The organism is Labrys sp. ALF-8, assembly GCF_059699065.1.
The window spans coordinates 926,345-943,327 of sequence record NZ_AP048537.1 but is presented as its reverse complement, the minus strand read 5'-3'; the positions used below and the strand labels follow the sequence as shown (position 1 = coordinate 943,327).

Here is a 16,983-nt window from a genome sequence, read left to right as displayed (position 1 = left end):
CAATCGCGTGGATGCCAAGGGTGCCGTGAAATCCGACGTCTCTAGCTCTGTAGGGGCTTTGCTTCTCTTTTGGCCCTCAGACCACGCCGCGCCGGCCGCCAACCTGTATCGAGTCCGGCGTCAGCACCACGTCCTCTTGTCGGCTATCGAGGACGAAATGCTTCCTCGCTACCAATTTTCTCTTTAAGTCAATTACATCGCGATTTTTTTACAGCCTTGCAGAAGATCCGGGCGAGCGTCCGGAATTGGTCTGCCGTCGCTCGATGAGGCAGCCTTTGCAGGAACTGGGTGCATTCCGGGATTTCAAGGTGCACGGCCATCGCCATTTTTGCCTTCTTGTCCCATCGAGCTTCGACATTCGGCCTCGCGCAGCCAGAGTTCGATCTTCGAGAAGAATTCCTCGATCAGGTTCAGGCCGGGGGAATATGGGGCGGGAAGATTAGCTTTGCTCCCGCCTCGCGAATGGCTTGACGCACCGCCTTGCCCTTGTGGGAGCCGCTCCAGGACCTTGCTCCGGCCCGGGAGTTGGCCGTCGCCGAGATCGGGAAGAGACCGCCGAGTCCGTTTTCAAGTGCGTGCGGTACGTCCCGGCTGGAGCCATTCGATGATGAAGAACAGGACTGCCACGATAGCCAGCACCACGACAGATGCTGCGGCGAGCGTCGGCGTGACCTGCAGGAGGATATTATTCCACATTTGCAGCGGCAGCGTCGTCTTCAGTCCTCCGCCGAGGAACATCGCTACCGTAAGCTCCTGAAAGGATTGCAGGAAGCCGGTCACCATGCCAACGACGAGGCCACTCCTCACAAGTGGAATGGTCACCCGGCGCAGCGTTTGCAGATGGGTCGCGCCGAGTGTGGAGGCGACCTGGTCCAAGCGCCAGTCATGCCCCTTGAAGGTCGCCAGAAGGATCACGAAAACCATGGGCATGGCAATGACCGTGTGTCCGATCACGATCGACATATCCGTGGCGACCAGGTGCAACTGGGCGCAGAGATAGAAGAGCGCGATGGCCACGACGATCGGCGGGACCACCATGGGCGCCATGAAGAGCAGGAAGACGAGGCCGGCGAAGCGAGACTTCGACCTCGCTATGGCGAAAGCCGCGAGGCCCGCGACCACCAGCGTGAGCCCTGCCGTCAAGAGGCCTATGGCGAAGGAGCGCAGGGTCGCGGAGACCCAGAGGTCGGACGCGGCATAGTCGGCGAACCATCTGGTGCTCCAGCCCTGCGGCGGAAAGCTCAGGAACGAACCTTCGGTGAAGGCCATCGGAATGAACGCGACGATGGGAAACAGCAGGACCGCGATGACAGCCCAGCAATAGAGCGACAGCAGGTGCGCGCCGGTCAGCCCTTTGAAGGCTCGATTGTAGAACCTGGCAATTCCCGTGAAGAATCTGGCCAGGATGCGGTTGATGGCGATGCCGGCGAGACGCAGCCTGCTGTCCGCGGCCCCCGCGGCGGTCTCGCCGGACATGGCAGACAAGCCGAAGATGCGGTCGTAGAGGAGGATTGCCAACAGGGCCCCGACGACGAGAACGACAGCCAGCGCACTGCCGAGCTGCCAGTTCTGCAGGCGGTTGATCAACTGGATGATCAACTGTCCGATCATGGTATCCTGCCGTCCACCGACCAGCGCCGGCGTTATGAAGAAGCCCAGGGCGGAAATGAAGACCAGCAGGCCCGCAGTCGCAACGCCGCGCATGCTGAGGGGGAAGTAGACCTGCCAGAAAGCCTGCTGTGCGCTGGCGCCCAGCGTCATTGCCGCCATGCTCAGCCGCTTGTCGATCATGTTCATGGTAGGCAGGATGGTCACCACGGTAAGCGGCACCATGGTGTGAACCATGGCGAAGATGACAGTGAGGCGGTTGAACAGAAAATCGCCGTCCGTCATGCCCAGCTTCGATATCACCAGCGCCACGATGCCATTCCGTCCCAAAAGTACGAGCCACGAGAAATTCAGCACGAGCGGGCTCGTCCAGAAGGGAATGAGAATGAACATCAGCGCGATGCGCTGGCGGCGTGCCGTCTGTCTGGCCAGCCAGTATGACAGAGGATAGCCGACCAGCAGGCACAGGACGGTGACCTGCAGCGCGATGCCGAACGTCGTCAGGAGCACGCGGGAATAGACGGGAGAGGTGAAAAGCTTGATGAAGGCCGAGGCATCGAGAGCGCCCGACTTCTCATAGAGGCTTATCGACAGCACCTGCAGGGTCGGAAGGAGAAAGAACGCCAGAAGAAAGCCGAGACCAGGGATGGCCAGCCACAGACGATTGAACCGTCGCATGGCGATACGGTGCATCTTGGGGGAACCGGATAACTCGATATCTGTCATTCTTACTCCGTGCGCCCGCGGGCCCTGTCCGAAACGTGCGGCCTGTCCGATCAGGCTGGGACAGCACCGGCGTATCGATTGACGGGCCGCTTCAGACCCAGATGCTCGCGCAGGGTGCGGCCGGTATAATCCGTCCTGAACAGGCCACGGCGCTGTAGTTCAGGAACCACGCCGCTGACGACGTCCTCGAGGTCGCCGGGCATGGCGTTGAGGGTGAGCATGAAGCCGTCGGTGGCGCCGGACCTGTACATTTCCTCCATCTGGTCGGCCACGTCGGATGCCGTGCCGCACAAGGTCGGCGTTCCCCGGTCATAGCTCCGATAGAGTTCCCTCAGCGTCATCCTCGTCTCCCGGATGATCTTCACCAGCCGATCGAAGAATGCCTTGTGCAGATTTCCCGTCTTCGGAAGGATGTCGAGCGGGATCGGTTCATCGAGGGGCAGGTCGCTGAGGTCCACTTCGAGATGAAAGCTCAGGATTGCCTTTCCGACATCTGGATGAACCAGCTCCTGCAGCATCCTGAACTTCTCGTCGGCCTGCTGCCGAGAGGCCCCCACACACACGGACATGCCGGTCAGGATCTTGAGTTCATCCGGGGTGCGCCCGAAGCGGGCCATACGCCCCTTGAGATCGACGTAGAAAGCCCTGGCTGCTTCGATCGTATGGCCGGTGCCAAAGACGATCTCGGCCGTCTCGGCGGCGAAATCCTTGCCGGCCTCGGATGCACCGGCCTGGATGATCACGGGCTTTCCCTGCGGCGGGCGAGCAACGTTCAGGCCGCCATGGATCTTGAAATAGTCGCCGTTGAACTCGGTATGGTGAAACTTCCCCGGATCGAAATAGACGGCATTCTCCTTGTCGAAGACGAAGGCATCGTCTTCCCAGGTATCCCAGAGCGAGTTCACGATCTCCATGCTTTCCCTTGCCTTCGCGTAGCGGTCTGCGTGCGGCGGCAATCTGTCGAGGCCGAAGTTCCTCGCTGCGAAGTCGTTGGCCGACGTCACCACGTTCCACGCAGCGCGGCCGCCGGAAATGTGGTCCAGGGAGGCGAACTGGCGTGCGATATTGTAGGGCTCGAAGAAGCTGGTGGAGCAGGTCGCGCCAAGGCCGATATGGGTCGTCGCCCCGGCAATCGCCGAGAGGAGGGTGATCGGCTCCAGCTGGTTCATGAACATCGGGAACTTGCTCCAGACCTTCAGGTTGCTGGTGCGCGCCGCCGGTGTGTCCGCGATGAAGAACATGTCGAACTTGCCGCGCTCGGCGAGCTGGGCGAGATCGCGGTAGAAAGCGATGTCGGTAGCGTTGCCGCGTCGCGTCCGGGGATGCATCCACGCGGCAGGGTGGGTACCGAACCCTTCGATCAGGGTGGCCAGGGCGAGCATGTCGATCATCCTCGTGGAGGGAGAGGAGGGAAGGTGGCCGGAGGCAGCCGCTGTCTTCAGCTGCCTCCGGGAGATGCTATTGGAGCAGGAATTCCTGCATCCGTTCGGAGACGGCGTCGTAGTTCTTGCCCCACCAGACGCTGTTCATCGCGAACAGGCCCTTGAAGTTTTCCGGAGCCGTGGGCAGCATCGCGATGCGTTCCTTCGGCAGGAAATCAAAGGCTTTCTTGTTGGACGGCCCGTTGGCGACGAGGCTCGAATAGGCCGCCTGATGTTCGGGCTGCGCGCAGAACTTCACGAATTTCTGGGCGAGGGCCAGGCGAGGACTGTCGACGGGGATCGACCAGCCGTCGACGCTGTAGCAGCCCTGGAAGAGCACCTTGAGAGGCGCTCCACCGGCAACTGCGGCGAACGCGCGTGCCGACCAGGTATCGGACAGGTCGACTTCGCCGTTCTGCAGTATCTGGGTGTTCTGGGCGCCGCTCGACCACCAGACATCGACATGCGAACGAATCTTGTCGAGCGACTTGAAGGCCCGGTCCACGTCGATCGGGTACATATCGGCGGGCTTCACGCCATCGGCGAGGAGCGCCATTTCCAGGAGACCCCAGCCGTCCTTGTAGAGACCGCGTCGTCCCGGGAACTTCTCGACGTCCCAGAAATCGGCCCAGCTGGTCAGTTCCTTGCCTCCGAACTTGTCGGTGCGGTAGGCCATGGTGATCGCGAAGACGGAAAAGCCGAGCCAATTGGGCGTCAGCATGCCGGGCAGGATATCGGTGCCTTCCGCCTCGGGTATCCCCAATGGGGCCAGGTAATTCTTGTCCTGCGTGAGGCGTGCGACGGCGTCGGGGGTAACCATCGATACGTCCCAGATGTAGGACTTGGTATCGACGAGGAGCTTGAACTGGGTGACAGGATCGGGATCCTGTGCAACGCCGACGACCTTGATCCCCGTCTCCTTCTCGAAGGGTTCGTAGAAGGCCTTCTTGATCGCCTCGCCTGGCGCGCCGCCGACGTCGGCAACGCTGATCTGCTCCGCGGCAAAGGCGCCGCGCGTGAAGATGGCAGGCGCCATGAGCGCCCCTACCGCCAGACCGGCGGTCTTGAGAACCGTTCGACGCGTTGTCTTGCTGGATTTCGGCATGGCTGTCGTTCCCCTTGTCTTGAACACCGACATTGTCTCTGGCTGCTTTTGGAGTATTGCGCGCCTTGGCCTGGAAGATCGGTGGCGCGGCTAGTTCTTGTGAAATTGCGCGGCCTCGGGCGCCCAGGCCAGGCCGACCTCGCTGCCGAGCGGAAGCAGGCCCAGCCCGGCAGGACGGCGCACGCAGACCGTGGTTCCGCTGGCGAGCGTGATCAGCACGCGCGTCTCGGAGCCCGCGTAGATGGATTCGGTTACCCGGCCCGCCAGAAGGCCGCCGCCGGCATTCGCGATAGTCAGCTTTTCAGGGCGGATGACGAGCGCCCCCGCTTCGCCGTTCGCCAGTGGGCAGGTCGGAGGCAGCGGCAATGCGGCATCGGGGGTGACGAAGGCTGCGCCCTCCACCTTGCCGCGGAGCAGATTGCTGATGCCGATGAACTCTGCGGCGAAGATGCTGGCGGGTCGCTCGTAAAGATCCTCGGGCGTGCCGATCTGTTCGATCCGACCGCCATTCATCAGGCAGATGCGGTCCGACATGGCGAGCGCTTCATCCTGATCGTGCGTGACGAACACGATGGTGGTGCCGGTCTTGCGATGGATACGCTTGATCTCGATCTGCATGCTCTCGCGCAGCTGGCGGTCGAGTGCGGAGAGCGATTCGTCCATGAGAATGATGGAGGGCGCATAGACGAGGCAGCGCGCGAGGGCGACGCGCTGCTGCTGGCCGCCCGACAGCTCGATGGGAAAGCGCTTTTCGAATGTCGACAGGCCGACCATGGCGAGCGCGTCGGCCACCTTCGCCTGGATTTCAGCCTTGCCGAGCCTGCGCATCTCTAGCGGAAAGGCAACGTTCTCGCGAACGGTGAGATGCGGAAAAAGCGCGTAGTTCTGGAACACCACGCCTATGTCGCGATGATTGGCTGCCGTGTCGGTATGGTCCTTGCCGTCGATGATCAGTCGGCCGTTCGTCGGCAGCACCAGTCCGCAGATCAGTTGCAGCAATGTCGTCTTGCCGGAGCCGGACGGTCCCAGCAGGGTCAGAAGCTCGCCGGAACGGATCTTCAACTCGATCGGGTGAAGCGCCACCGCGCTGCCATAGGTCTTGCACAAGCCCTGCGCATGCAGCTTTATTTCCTCGGGGCGTGCTTCGGGAAGGATGGACGCGACGGCAAGCTTGCCTGGCATATAGGTCATCTCATCCTTCTCCGGGCTGCCGGCGGCAGCTGGGCTTCCTGATCATCTGGCGGATCGGAGGCGATCGCGAATTCAGTAAGCCCCGTGTTCCGGCCTCAGTAAATTATGAAATTCGAGCCTTCTGATTAGTCGGTGCCTAATCAGGTGGCGGTGCTCAAATGATGAGCAGATGGGCGGGTCCCATCTCGGAACCTGCCCGAAATTGCTTCAGTCCGCAGGGTTCTGTGAAAGAACGATTCGTTCGGAAACGCCGGTCGAACGAGCAATTATTCGTCGCCGGGAACGCCGTAGCTCGGAGCGGCATTCGGATCCACCGCACGGCGGACATAGTCGTCGAGCTGGGGCTTGTAGCGTCGCCAGAGGTCTGACAATTCGGAAATGGGGTTCTGCTCGCTCCAGTCTACGCGCAAGTCGGCAACCGGCCACGACATTTCTCGCACGAGATAGAGGCCGGCCGAATGCACCGGACCTGCCTCGCCGCCCGCCGAAAGGCCCGCCACCAACGCCCCGACGAGCCGGTCGCCCAATGCGCCGCGCGATTGCTGGAAAGCATCCATCATCGCGGCGGGAACATCTCCATTGGCGAGAAGATTGCCTGCCGCCACGGCGCCGTTGCCCTCGATCATGGCATGGATGCCCAGCGTCCTGGGTCCCGAAAAGAGGGCGGTTCCACCGTTTGTGTCCACCAGCGCCAATTGTCGCCAGTCGGCCGAGGAATATCCGGCGAGCAGGCCATTCAACGCTTCCTGCGCCGACAGGCCGCCTGCCATGAACGCCAACCCCTTCTGGCCGAGCGAAGGATCCGTCACATTCTGGCTGGCGACAGCTCCGACGCCCGCCCGTGCATGCACGCAGCGAGCCGCTACCGCCGGCGAAGACGAAGAAATGACGATGCCGAACATCCCCGTGTCGGGACAGCGCGCCGATAGGGAGAACGTCATGCCGGAGTCCCGTCGGGAATGACCGCGATCGCATCGACTTCCACGAGCCATTCAGGCCGGGCGAGAGCCGAGACCACGATGCCGGTGGATACGGGAAAGACGCCCTTCAGCCATTTGCCGATGACGCGGTACACCGCTTCGCGATAGCGTGGATCGACGATGTAGATGGTGATCTTGGTGATATGCTCCAGAGTCGAGCCTGCCTCCTCCAGGAGCATCCTGATATTGGCCATCGCCTGTTCCGTCTGGCCGGCGACGTCACCGATGGCGACGCTCTGGCTGGTATCGAGGTCCTGGCCGATCTGGCCCCGGACGAAGACCATGGTGCCGCGAGCAACGACGGTCTGGCACAGATCGTTGTCGAGCTTCTGTTCCGGATAGGTATCCTTGGTATTGAAGCAGCGAATACGCTTGTGAACGGGCATGCGCGATTATTCCTTCTCCAGAGCAAAGCGCGTTTAGGTAGAAACGCCGCTTTTCTCTAACTCGTTGTTTCTCGACGCGTCTTTGTGTTTTGCCGTTTCCGTCAAAACACAAAACGTTCTAGCATGCGGCCCTGCTGGCCACTTCCGGCAGGCGGCCGGGCGTACCATAGGCGCGGTTGGAATAGATGAGCGGGGAGCCGCCTTCTCCCAGGTTCACCGCTAGAACCTCGCCGATGAAGACGAAATGGGTGCCGACCTGCTGGTTCGAGCGCAGGCGGCAGTCGAACCTGACCAGCGCGCCCTCGATATGGGGTTGTCCATGCGTGCTGCTGGACCAGGCCGTGCAGGAAAACTTGTCGCCGCCGGGAAGTGGAATGCGGCCAGCGAAACTGTCCGAGATGCTGGCCTGGCCATCGCGAAGCACGTTCACGCAGAAATGGCCGTTGGCGATGATGGCGGGAGCCGCCGACACCTTCTCGTGCATGCACACCAGCAGCGTCGGGCGCTCGCCGTCGGCGGAAACGGACGACATGGCTGACACGGTGGCACCGAAGCGGCCTGCCTTGCCATCGGTCGTGATCACGTTGACGGTGCACGCCGTCAGCGTCATGCCGTCCAGGAAGGCGGCGCGAATATCCGGGTCGGTTGGGGGAACAGGCGACATCGGGTCAACTCCTGGGTGCTGCGTCACAAGCCGCGGTCATTCGGCAGCGGTTCGCGTCGTGTCCTGGCGATTGAACCACTGTGCGACTGCTCGATCGCCTCGGCCGTATTCGGGCCTGCCGAGGACGCGATCGGAAAGGCCGGCGGCCTTCTTGACGAAGTCGAGCGGACCCGCCCAGTCGAAGTTGCGATAGACGGCGGCGAGATGGGCGAAGGGAGGAGATTGCGCGAAAAGCTGGAACGTCAGGCGATGGCCGGCATAGTCCGAATTCAGCATGTCGCGCGCGAGGGCAAGGAGCTTGCGCCGGTCATCCGCGACCCAGTCCTCGTTGACCGTGTAGAACTTGTCCAGCCAGGGCTTGGTCTCCGGCGCATCGAAGGAGGCCTTGTCGGGCGTGACGCAGATCTGGCCGCCGCATAGTTCGCGAGCGATGTGCACCATCTCATGCAATTGCGAGCAGGCCAGCACGCGGCCCGTATAGAGCAGAGACTGATTGGGCATCATCAAGCCGCCCGGACTGCGTTCCGGCAAGGCGATGGCTGCAGTCAGGTGGGCGTTGATGCCTTCGCGATAGACTGCGAGCGTCGACAGTTTCTCCTGCACGGCCTGTTGCTTGTCCAGGCCTGTCTGGCGGGCGTTGAACAAGGCCGCGCCGATCATCATGTCGGCCAGCTTCAGATTGCGCTGGACGAAAGCGAAGGCGGAGTAGCGGTGCAATGTTGCCCGGATGAAGGCGGCCGCCTTGGTGTGACGATAGAAGAGCACATTTTCCCAGGGAATCAGGACATCGTCGAAAATGACCAGGGTGTCGACTTCATCGAACTTGTTGGCGAGCGGGTAGTCCTCGGCGGGAGCCCTGCCGGCGAAGCCTGTGCGGCAGATGAATTTCAGGTTCGGGGATGACAAATCACAAATGAAGCCGACGGCATAGTCGGAATAGGCGGCATTGCCCCAATTTGCGATGGTCGGCTTGGTGAAGGCCTGGTTGGCATAGGCCGCGGCCGTCTCATACTTGGCGCCGCGCACGATGATGCCGGCCGACGTCTCCCTGACCACATGCAGGAGCATGTCGGGGTCCTGGTCCTGCGGCGGCTTCGAGCGGTCGCCTTTCGGATCGGTGTTGGCCGATACGTGAAAGGGGTCCGTCCTGAGAACCTTGGAGATGTGGTTGCGGATATTGGCCGAGAACTGCGGATCCACTTCATTGAGCAGATCCTGGCCGTCGAAAAGCGACCACATCTCGCCGACCGTCTCGTCGCCGACCCGCGTCACGATTCCACCGACATCTTCCAGAACGGTGTCCGTGGCACGGCGTTTGTCCCACCAGTCGCCCTGCGTCAGGGGAAGTTTGTTGGCGATGGCGTTCCATTCGCCTTCTTCCTCATAGGCCATGATGTGGCGGGTCTCGTCGGCATGCTGCAGGTCGTAGATGCGGGCGCGGATGTCGACGAGCGGCTTGAACATCGGGTGTGCCGTGACATCCTTGACGCGCTCGCCGTTCACGTAGATTTCGCGACCGTCCTGGATGGACGTCCTATACTCGTCGCCGGTTCTAATCATAATCTGTCCTTGTTCACGCCAGTGCCTTGCGAGAAGCTTTGGCACGACTATCGCGGGTGGACCGGCCCGGGGAAAATATTAGTTTCCGGGCCTTTGCTTAGTTGATTCCGATTCAAAGACCGAATGTCAGGCGATGGGATACCGAGGCCGAAGGCGTCGCAAGGCAGGGACCGGCGACGCGATGCTGGCCAGGCATCGGGATTCTCAATCGCGGTAGGAGGGGTCTTCTCTGTCGAGGATGGCCTTCATCTCCTCGAAATGGGCGAGGGAGAAGTCGACGATGCCCTCCCAGTCCCGGGCGGTCCGCTCGGCGACATCGTCCGACAGGACATTGAGGGGCTGGCCGGTCGAGTAGGCCTGGACCAGGATCTGGCAGGCCCGCTCCATCGTATACATGTCGTCGAAGGCCTCACCGACGGTGTTGGCGACGACCATCACCCCGTGATTGCCCATCATCAGGCGCGAACGATTGCCTATCAGGCGTGCAAGCCGCTCTCCTTCGGCTTCCGTATCGGCCATGCCGCCATAGAGGGTGTCGGTCGCGACGCGGTTGAAATAGCGCGCGGTGTTCTGTTCGATCGGCAGGATCGCGGGATCCCTCAATGAAGCGATGGTCGTTGCAAAGGGTGGGTGCAGGTGCATGGCAACGCGCGCACGCGGCATCAGCCGGTGGATCTGCCCATGAATCGCCCAGGCGGTGGGATCGATGTCGGAGCGCTTCCTGACATCGGTGTCGTCGGCATCGAGGAGCAGCAGGTCGCTCGCTTTGATGCGGGAGAAATGCTTCCACTTGGGATTGAGCAGGAACTGCTTGCCATCCGCCGATACGGCGGCACTGAAGTGATTGGCGACGGCCTCGTGAAGACCGAGCCTTGCCGTGACTCTGAACAGCGCTGCAAGATCGGTGCGAAGCTGCTGTTCGCTTCTCGTCGTGACTATCTGGTCCATGCTGTCCTGCGCCCGCCGTCGGTTACGCGAGCAGTAGATCGGCCACCGAGTGGCTTGTAAAATATGAAAAAAATGGCTGCTGCTTAGCTCGAACCTAAGGGCGGCGGGGCGCTCCCCCTCAGGAGCGGGAGAGATCGGCGAGGAGGCGGTCGAGCATCGCGTCGCACCTTTCGAGCTGTTCGACGGCTATGTATTCGTCGGTGGTGTGCCCCTGGGCCATGGAACCTGGCCCAAGCACGATGGTCGGCATCCCGAGTTTTTCGGCGAAGAGCCCCGCCTCGGTCCCGAACGACACCTTGCCGATCCCGGGCTCGTCGGTCAGCCCCGCCGCATAAGCCAGGATCGGATCGTCGGTAGGCAGGTGAAGTCCCGGATAGGCATTGCGTATCTCGATCTCGATGCCGGCTCGGGCAAATCGTGGGCGATGGTTCTCGGCGATCGCCGCGGCTTGCTCCTCCAGCCGACCGAGGATCGCTCGCGGGTCGTCCGTGGGGAGGCTCCGGATCTCGAAATCCACATAGGCGCTGTCGGCAACGACATTCAGCGCTTCACCACCGCTGATGCGTCCGGCATGGAGGGTCGTATAGGGTACGTCGTAGCCGGGCGTGTGGGGACCCGAGATCTCGATCTCCTGCTGGCATGCGCGCAGCCGCTGTACGAAGTCCACGGCGAGATGGATGGCGTTGAGATAGTGTGGAGCCATGGAGGAATGTCCCGCAAGGCCATGGCAATGGGCGCGAGCGCTGATCTTGCCCTTGTGAGCGGCAACGATCTGCATCGAGGTGGGTTCGCCGACGATGCAGAGGCTCGCCTTCAGGCCGTCGGCAGCGAGCCTGTCGAGCAAGGGACGAACTCCCACGCATCCGATTTCTTCATCGTAGGAGAAGGCGAGATGCAGTGGCCGCGCCAGGCCTTGTGGTTCTAGGCGGGCGGCAGCCGACAACATGCAGGCCAGAAAGCCTTTCATATCGGTGGTGCCGCGTCCGAACAGCCTCGCCCCTTCGCACGTCAGCCGGAAAGGCGGACGATGCCATGCCTGGCCGGCGGTCGGTACCACATCGGTATGACCGGACAGAACAATTCCGTTGTCGTCTTTCGGGCCGATACTTGCAAAAAGGCTGGACTTCGCGCTGGTTTCATCGCCGACGACCCGGCATTCGAAGCCATGCCGGCGGAGGTAGTCTCCAACGAAGTCGATCAGGGCCAGGTTGCTGTCGCTGCTGATCGTGGGGAAAGCTATGAGCCGATCAAGGAGTTCGAGGGTCTGCACGGCTTTCCTCGCTGTGTCCGGGACTCCCATTCATTTCATTGCGCCGCACGCCGCGAAATTAGGAAATACCGAGCCGTTCCTTCGGGAAAAACTCGGCAAGGTCCTATTTGGAAATCTTGCGACGGTCCATGACCGGCGCCACCATGCCCGGGATGTAGGCGTCCGATACGAAGGACTTGCAATGTTTCTCGAACATGTCGAGGAGGCGGGACTTGCGGACCTGCTTGAGCGAGGCCACCCCGATTACCATCGGCTTGTGATCGCCCGCGAGCGGGACACGCACCACCCTGCGTCCGTCCATCGCGAGGTCTGACCGCGGGCGGACATTGACGATCGTATACCCATAGCCGTTCGCGACCACGGTTCGGATCACGTCCTGGTGCTGCGAGCGTGTGGCGATCGTCGGCTTCAGACCCTGCCGCGAGAACAGTTCGAGGAAATACTCACGACTGATCGGCAGGTCCAGCAGCACCATCGGCTCAGTGCTGAGCTCCTGCAGACTGATGGACGAATATCGCGCCAGCGGGCTGGCCTCACCAACCAGCACATGAGGAGGCAGGCTCGCCAGGGGTACGAACTCGATATTGTCCGGGACGAGCAGATCGTAGGTGATGACGACGTCGAGTTCCGCCCGCTCCAGCTTTTCCAGAAGTTCCTCGTGGTTGCTGACGGTGTGAACGATCTTGGTGGCCGGGAATGCCGAGGTGAACGAATGAGACAGTTCCGGCATGATCATGGAGGCCAGGGTTACGAGGCATCCGAGCGACAGCTGGCCGCGGATGTTGCCGTTGACCTCGGAGGCCAGCGTGTACATGTACTCGGCCTGCTGAACCAGGAGCTTCGCCTCGACCAGTAGCACCCTGCCGGCGGGTGTCAGGGACAGGCCCTTGGCGTGATGCCGGACGAAAAGCTGCGTCCCCAGCTCTTCCTCGAGATGGGTGATCGCGGTTGAAATCGAAGGCTGCGAAATATTGAGACGCTCGGAGGCGAGCGTGATGCTGCCGGTTTCGGCGGTTGCAATGAAATATTCGATCTGTCTGATGGTATAGCGCATGTGGCGATGTCAGCACCGGGCATCCCGTCGGATCCGAAAGGTCGACTGCCAAACACGCCGGAAGGTCTCGGTTCGGGTTCAAGTCGCGCCAACGCGGTGCGAAGGCATCGCGTCTTCACCCTAGCCCAAGAGGAACGAAGTTGTAAGGGCCGTCCTCGCTGCTCGGCGCATCGGCAGTCATGGATGACTCAGCCCTGCGCGCGGTGACGCTCCGGCTGTCCTTCCGCGGCATGGCGGTTCACGGGACGTCTCAACCCGAGGTTTTCGCGCAGTGTCCGGCCTTGATATTCGGTGCGGAAGAGACCGCGGCGCTGGAGCTCGGGGATGACCTTGCCGGTAAAGTCGGAAAGGCTCTCCGGCAGCACAGGAAAGGCGGCCATGAAACCGTCGCTGGCGCCCGACGCGACCCAGTGCTCCATCTGATCCGCAACCTGACGGCCATTGCCGTAGAAGATGGCCTTGCTGCGATTGTAGCGCTTGCAGACCTGCCGAAGAGTCAGGCCCTCCTTGATCAATCCGACAATCTCCTGGAAGTAGACCTGGTGGAAGTTCGAGGACTTCGGAATGCGATGCTCGGGCACCTGCTCGTCCAGGGGCAGGTCGGAGAGATCGGTCTCCAGATCGGTCTTCATATACATGAGATTGACCTCGATCGGCACCAGCTCCTGCCATTCGGCCCATTTCTCGCGGGCCTGCGCCTCGGTGTCCCCGATAACGATGGACACGCCCGACAATACCTTGAGCTCGTCCGGATGACGGCCGTATCTGGTCATCCGGCCCTTGAGGTCGCGATAGAAACGAATGGCTTCGTCGATGTTGGAGCCGGTGCCAAACACCACTTCGGCGGTTTCGGCTGCGAATTCCTTTCCTGTCTCGGATGCGCCTGCCTGGAAGATGACGGGTCTGCCTTGAGGGGTACGTGCCATGTTGAGGGCGCCGTACACCTTGAAGAACTCGCCCTGGTGATCGAGCACGTGCATCTTTGCCGGGTCGAACATGCGGGCATTCTTCTTGTCGAAGATGAAGGCATCGTCTTCCCAGGTATCCCAGAGCGCCTGGACGACTTGGAAGAACTCACGCGCCTTCTCGTAGCGGCGGGAATGCGGCGGCAACCTGTCCAGTCCGAAATTTCGCGCGGCATAGTCGTTGGCGCTGGTCACCACGTTCCAGGCTGCGCGGCCGTGGCTGATGTGGTCGAGCGAAGCAAAGAGCCTGGCGATGTTGTAGGGCTCGTAGAAGCTCGTGGAAGCGGTGGCACCCAGGCCGATATGCGATGTCGATCCCGCCAGCGCAGACAGGAGCGTTATCGGCTCAAGCATGTTCATGTAGAGCGGCGAGCGGCTCCAGAAGTCGAGATCGTCGGTGCGGGCCGCCGGTGTGTCGGCGAGGAAGAAGAAGTCCATCTTGCCGCGTTCGGCGGTCTGGACGATCTTGCGAAAATAGTCGATGTCGGTGGCGGCATTGTCCTGCGCCCCGTCGGTCAGCCAGGCCGCCGAGTGATATCCATTGGCTTCGAAGAGTCCCCCGAGGACCATTTGTTTCTTTTCTGCCATTTCTTATTCCATTTTCGGCTTGGCTGGGCATGGTCGCGCCGGACCGATGCTGATGGGACGATAGGCTGGGACGAAAACCACTGTAAATTATGTTTTTTAGGGATCTCGATTAGATCCAGGCTAAGCAGGTCAGTAGGGAACTCGTAGTTGAGCCGGCTCTATAGATGGGCAGCAAAAGCTCGCCCTTGGGGGCATTGGATCGTCAGACGGACATCCGCTGGAACAGGGTGGCAATATCTTTCTGATCGCGGACAGGCGATTCATCGCCGCCGCAAGGATCGGGCCAGGGCGTCCGAGCGCGACATCCGAGATTGGGGGTGGATACCCGGTCTCAGCAGAGAGGCGCCGGAGCGGGCATGCTCGGTATATTCCTCGACGACTCGCAAGCCCTCTTTCTCGGCGTGCAGGCGGGACGGACCAGACCGGTCGGTGATGGCGGCATCTCAATGATTGCCTACAGCCTCACAAGACCCGCTCAAGTCATCGATGGCTACCCTCCGCATTGCAACTGAATTACCTGCCTGGAAGCGATATCTAGGCCGTAGAACTTCGCAGCCAGACCAGCATTTGCCCCGGCTCCCTGTTGTCCCACGCAAAATAGGGTATGGCCTTGAAGCTGGTCTTTGTCCTCGTGGGCGGGGCTGAGCGATAGAGTTCGCCGTTCCAGCCAGCCGCAGTTTCGACTTCGCCTTCCGCACAAAGGGAGACGACACCACCCAAAAGCGTGGGTTCGTCCGCGGCTGTCACCGCTCCATCGGCGGGGAGAGTGAGCTGCTGGAGGTCGGCAGCATTGTCGGTCGCTTCAGCGCAATAGAGAACAGGCCCCCGAGCCAGCGCCACGCGGCCGAGGTTCTGGCGGACGTTCGGATTTGCGTAGACGCGACGGATCTCCATTTCCAGGTCGAGCCTGATCGTGTCGCCGCGCTTCCACACCCGTTCGATCGTCGCATAGCCGTTCTCGCTCACCCCGGACAGCTCGATGGTTTCGTCGTTCACGCTCAGGGCTGCCTTCCGACACCACCGGGGAATGCGAAGATGCAATTTGAAGGACAGCGGGGCATCGGTCTCGACAGTGATTGCAACCACTCCGTCCCAGGGGTAGCGGGTCTCCTGCGTCAACGTCACCTTGCCGCCCGCAATCTCGAAGCGTCCGGTATTGTCGCCGTAGAGATGCACCGCGATCGCATCTTCCGACTGGCCATAGAAATAGCTGCCGATCGAAGCCACCATGCGCCCGATATTGGGAGGGCAGCACGGGCAACGGTGCCAGATCCAGCGATGGTGCTTGCCGCGGCTCTCCAGCGGATTTTCATAGAAGAAGCGCGAGCCGTCCATGGACAGGCCGGAGATCGAGCCGTTGTAGAGCGCCTGTTCCATCACATCGGCATAGCGGGCATTGGGTCCCATGCCGAGCATGCGGCTTGCCCAGAACACCAGGGCGACGGCGGCGCAGGTCTCCGCATAGGCGGTATCGTTGGGAAGATCATAATCGGCGGTGAAGCCCTCATTGGCGGCGGAAGGGCCGAGGCCGCCGGTGAGATAGAGGTTCTTGCCGGTCAGATCGTCCCAGAGGCGGTCGAGCGCCACCCGGAGCGTATCGTCGCCGAACTCCGTCGCGACGTCGGCCATGCCCGAATAGAGGTACATCGCCCGCACGGCGTGTCCGACCACCTTGTCCTGCTCGCGCACAGGCTTGTGCGATTGGTTGTATTCATATGTCTTGAAATGAAAGTTCTTCGGATCGGCGCCGCGGGCACGGGCTTCCTCGTCGAAATAATGCGGCTGTTGGCCGCGCTGGTCGATGAAATATCTGGCGAGGTCGAGATATTTCTGCCGGCCGGTGGCGCGGCCGAGCTTGACGAGCGCGAGCTCGATCTCCTCATGGCCGCAATACCCCTTCTTCTTTCCGGGTTCGGGGCCGAACGTCTCGCCAATATGGTCGGCATAGCGGCACAGAACGTCGAGGAGCTTGCGCTTGCCCGTCGCCTGATAATAGGCGACCGCGCCCTCGATCAGGTGTCCGGCGCAATAGAGCTCGTGACAGTCGCGCAGGTTCGTCCAGCGCAGGCCCGGCTGGATGCGCTGGTACCAGCTCGACAAGTAGCCATCCGGCTGCTGCAGCTTTTCATAGATGTCGATGACGGCGTCGATCTTCTTCTCGAGCTCGGGGTTGCGGCGCCGGTAGAGCGAATAGGCGGCCGTCTCGATGGTCTTGCCCCAGTCGGAATCCCAGAACATCTGGGTCGTCACGGTCGCGCCCGTGAACTCATCGCCCGTCGGCGACATGGAATGAAACGGGATGACGACGCCGGGAGGCGGTCGGTCGGGATCGATCTGTTCCAGCATTCGCGCCTCGACGCAGCGATCATAGAGGATATCCGCAGTCCTGGCGGCGACGGCGTCGACCCGTCCACCCCAGAAACCGCGCACATCGATCTGCGGTACGGCCGGCGGCCGAAAGCGGGCCCGGCTTGCGATCTGGCTCGGCTTGGTGCTGGCCTTCGTCATGGCAATCTC

The 16,983-nt window shown here is 61.6% G+C and carries 14 protein-coding genes; 1 reads left to right on the top strand and 13 read right to left on the bottom strand.

The features are described from left to right. Nucleotides 1–567 precede the first annotated feature (567 nt). From AC6H34_RS04235 to AC6H34_RS04180, 12 genes are all read right to left on the bottom strand, one after another. On the bottom strand, nucleotides 568–2,334 hold the full coding sequence (locus tag AC6H34_RS04235) for an ABC transporter permease subunit (protein ID WP_497538013.1): 1,767 nt from the start codon (nucleotides 2,332–2,334) through the stop codon (nucleotides 568–570). A gap of 50 nt (nucleotides 2,335–2,384) precedes the next feature. After that, nucleotides 2,385–3,716, bottom strand: a complete 1,332-nt coding sequence (locus AC6H34_RS04230; protein WP_448145986.1) for an LLM class flavin-dependent oxidoreductase — start codon at nucleotides 3,714–3,716, stop codon at nucleotides 2,385–2,387. A 76-nt stretch (nucleotides 3,717–3,792) separates the two neighbouring features. Beyond that, entirely contained in the window at nucleotides 3,793–4,860 is a 1,068-nt protein-coding gene (locus AC6H34_RS04225) for an ABC transporter substrate-binding protein (protein ID WP_497538012.1), read from the bottom strand. Nucleotides 4,861–4,950: 90 nt separating this feature from the next. Then, nucleotides 4,951–6,051 carry an ABC transporter ATP-binding protein gene (locus AC6H34_RS04220; protein WP_497538011.1) on the bottom strand — a complete coding sequence of 367 codons (1,101 nt, stop codon included), beginning with the start codon at nucleotides 6,049–6,051 and terminating at the stop codon, nucleotides 4,951–4,953. 266 nt (nucleotides 6,052–6,317) lie between these two features. After that, the gene (locus AC6H34_RS04215; RefSeq protein ID WP_497538010.1) at nucleotides 6,318–6,992 is read right to left on the bottom strand and encodes a DUF1028 domain-containing protein; all 675 of its coding nucleotides are present in this window, start codon (nucleotides 6,990–6,992) and stop codon (nucleotides 6,318–6,320) included. Further along, nucleotides 6,989–7,417 (bottom strand): RidA family protein, encoded by a 429-nt coding sequence (locus AC6H34_RS04210; RefSeq protein ID WP_497538009.1) that lies wholly within the window; start codon nucleotides 7,415–7,417, stop codon nucleotides 6,989–6,991. The genes AC6H34_RS04215 and AC6H34_RS04210 overlap by 4 nt, the downstream gene beginning before the upstream one ends. A 118-nt stretch (nucleotides 7,418–7,535) precedes the next feature. Then, nucleotides 7,536–8,081, bottom strand: coding sequence for a flavin reductase family protein (locus AC6H34_RS04205; RefSeq protein ID WP_497538008.1), 546 nt, complete (start codon nucleotides 8,079–8,081; stop codon nucleotides 7,536–7,538). A 36-nt stretch (nucleotides 8,082–8,117) separates the two neighbouring features. Then, nucleotides 8,118–9,641 carry a 4-hydroxyphenylacetate 3-hydroxylase family protein gene (locus AC6H34_RS04200; protein WP_448145992.1) on the bottom strand — a complete coding sequence of 508 codons (1,524 nt, stop codon included), beginning with the start codon at nucleotides 9,639–9,641 and terminating at the stop codon, nucleotides 8,118–8,120. A 204-nt stretch (nucleotides 9,642–9,845) separates the two neighbouring features. Further along, a complete protein-coding gene (locus AC6H34_RS04195; protein WP_497538007.1) occupies nucleotides 9,846–10,589 on the bottom strand; it encodes a class II aldolase and adducin N-terminal domain-containing protein in 744 nt (247 codons plus the stop codon). A 118-nt stretch (nucleotides 10,590–10,707) separates the two neighbouring features. Further along, complete coding sequence (gene argE, locus AC6H34_RS04190; protein ID WP_497538006.1) at nucleotides 10,708–11,859, bottom strand: acetylornithine deacetylase; 1,152 nt, start codon at nucleotides 11,857–11,859, stop codon at nucleotides 10,708–10,710. Nucleotides 11,860–11,962: 103 nt separating this feature from the next. Next, a complete protein-coding gene (locus tag AC6H34_RS04185) occupies nucleotides 11,963–12,913 on the bottom strand; it encodes a LysR family transcriptional regulator (RefSeq protein ID WP_497538005.1) in 951 nt (316 codons plus the stop codon). Nucleotides 12,914–13,101: 188 nt separating this feature from the next. Continuing rightward, the gene (locus tag AC6H34_RS04180) at nucleotides 13,102–14,466 is read right to left on the bottom strand and encodes an LLM class flavin-dependent oxidoreductase (protein ID WP_497538004.1); all 1,365 of its coding nucleotides are present in this window, start codon (nucleotides 14,464–14,466) and stop codon (nucleotides 13,102–13,104) included. A 356-nt stretch (nucleotides 14,467–14,822) separates the two neighbouring features. On the opposite strand from AC6H34_RS04180, the gene AC6H34_RS04175 reads away from it, so the two are divergent. After that, nucleotides 14,823–14,978 (top strand): hypothetical protein, encoded by a 156-nt coding sequence (locus AC6H34_RS04175; RefSeq protein WP_497538003.1) that lies wholly within the window; start codon nucleotides 14,823–14,825, stop codon nucleotides 14,976–14,978. Between the two features lie 22 nt (nucleotides 14,979–15,000). Here the strand turns inward: AC6H34_RS04175 and AC6H34_RS04170 are convergent, their stop codons facing one another. Further along, nucleotides 15,001–16,974: a glycoside hydrolase family 127 protein gene (locus tag AC6H34_RS04170; protein WP_497538002.1), complete on the bottom strand. Its 1,974-nt coding sequence runs from the start codon at nucleotides 16,972–16,974 to the stop codon at nucleotides 15,001–15,003. Nucleotides 16,975–16,983: the final 9 nt, after the last annotated feature.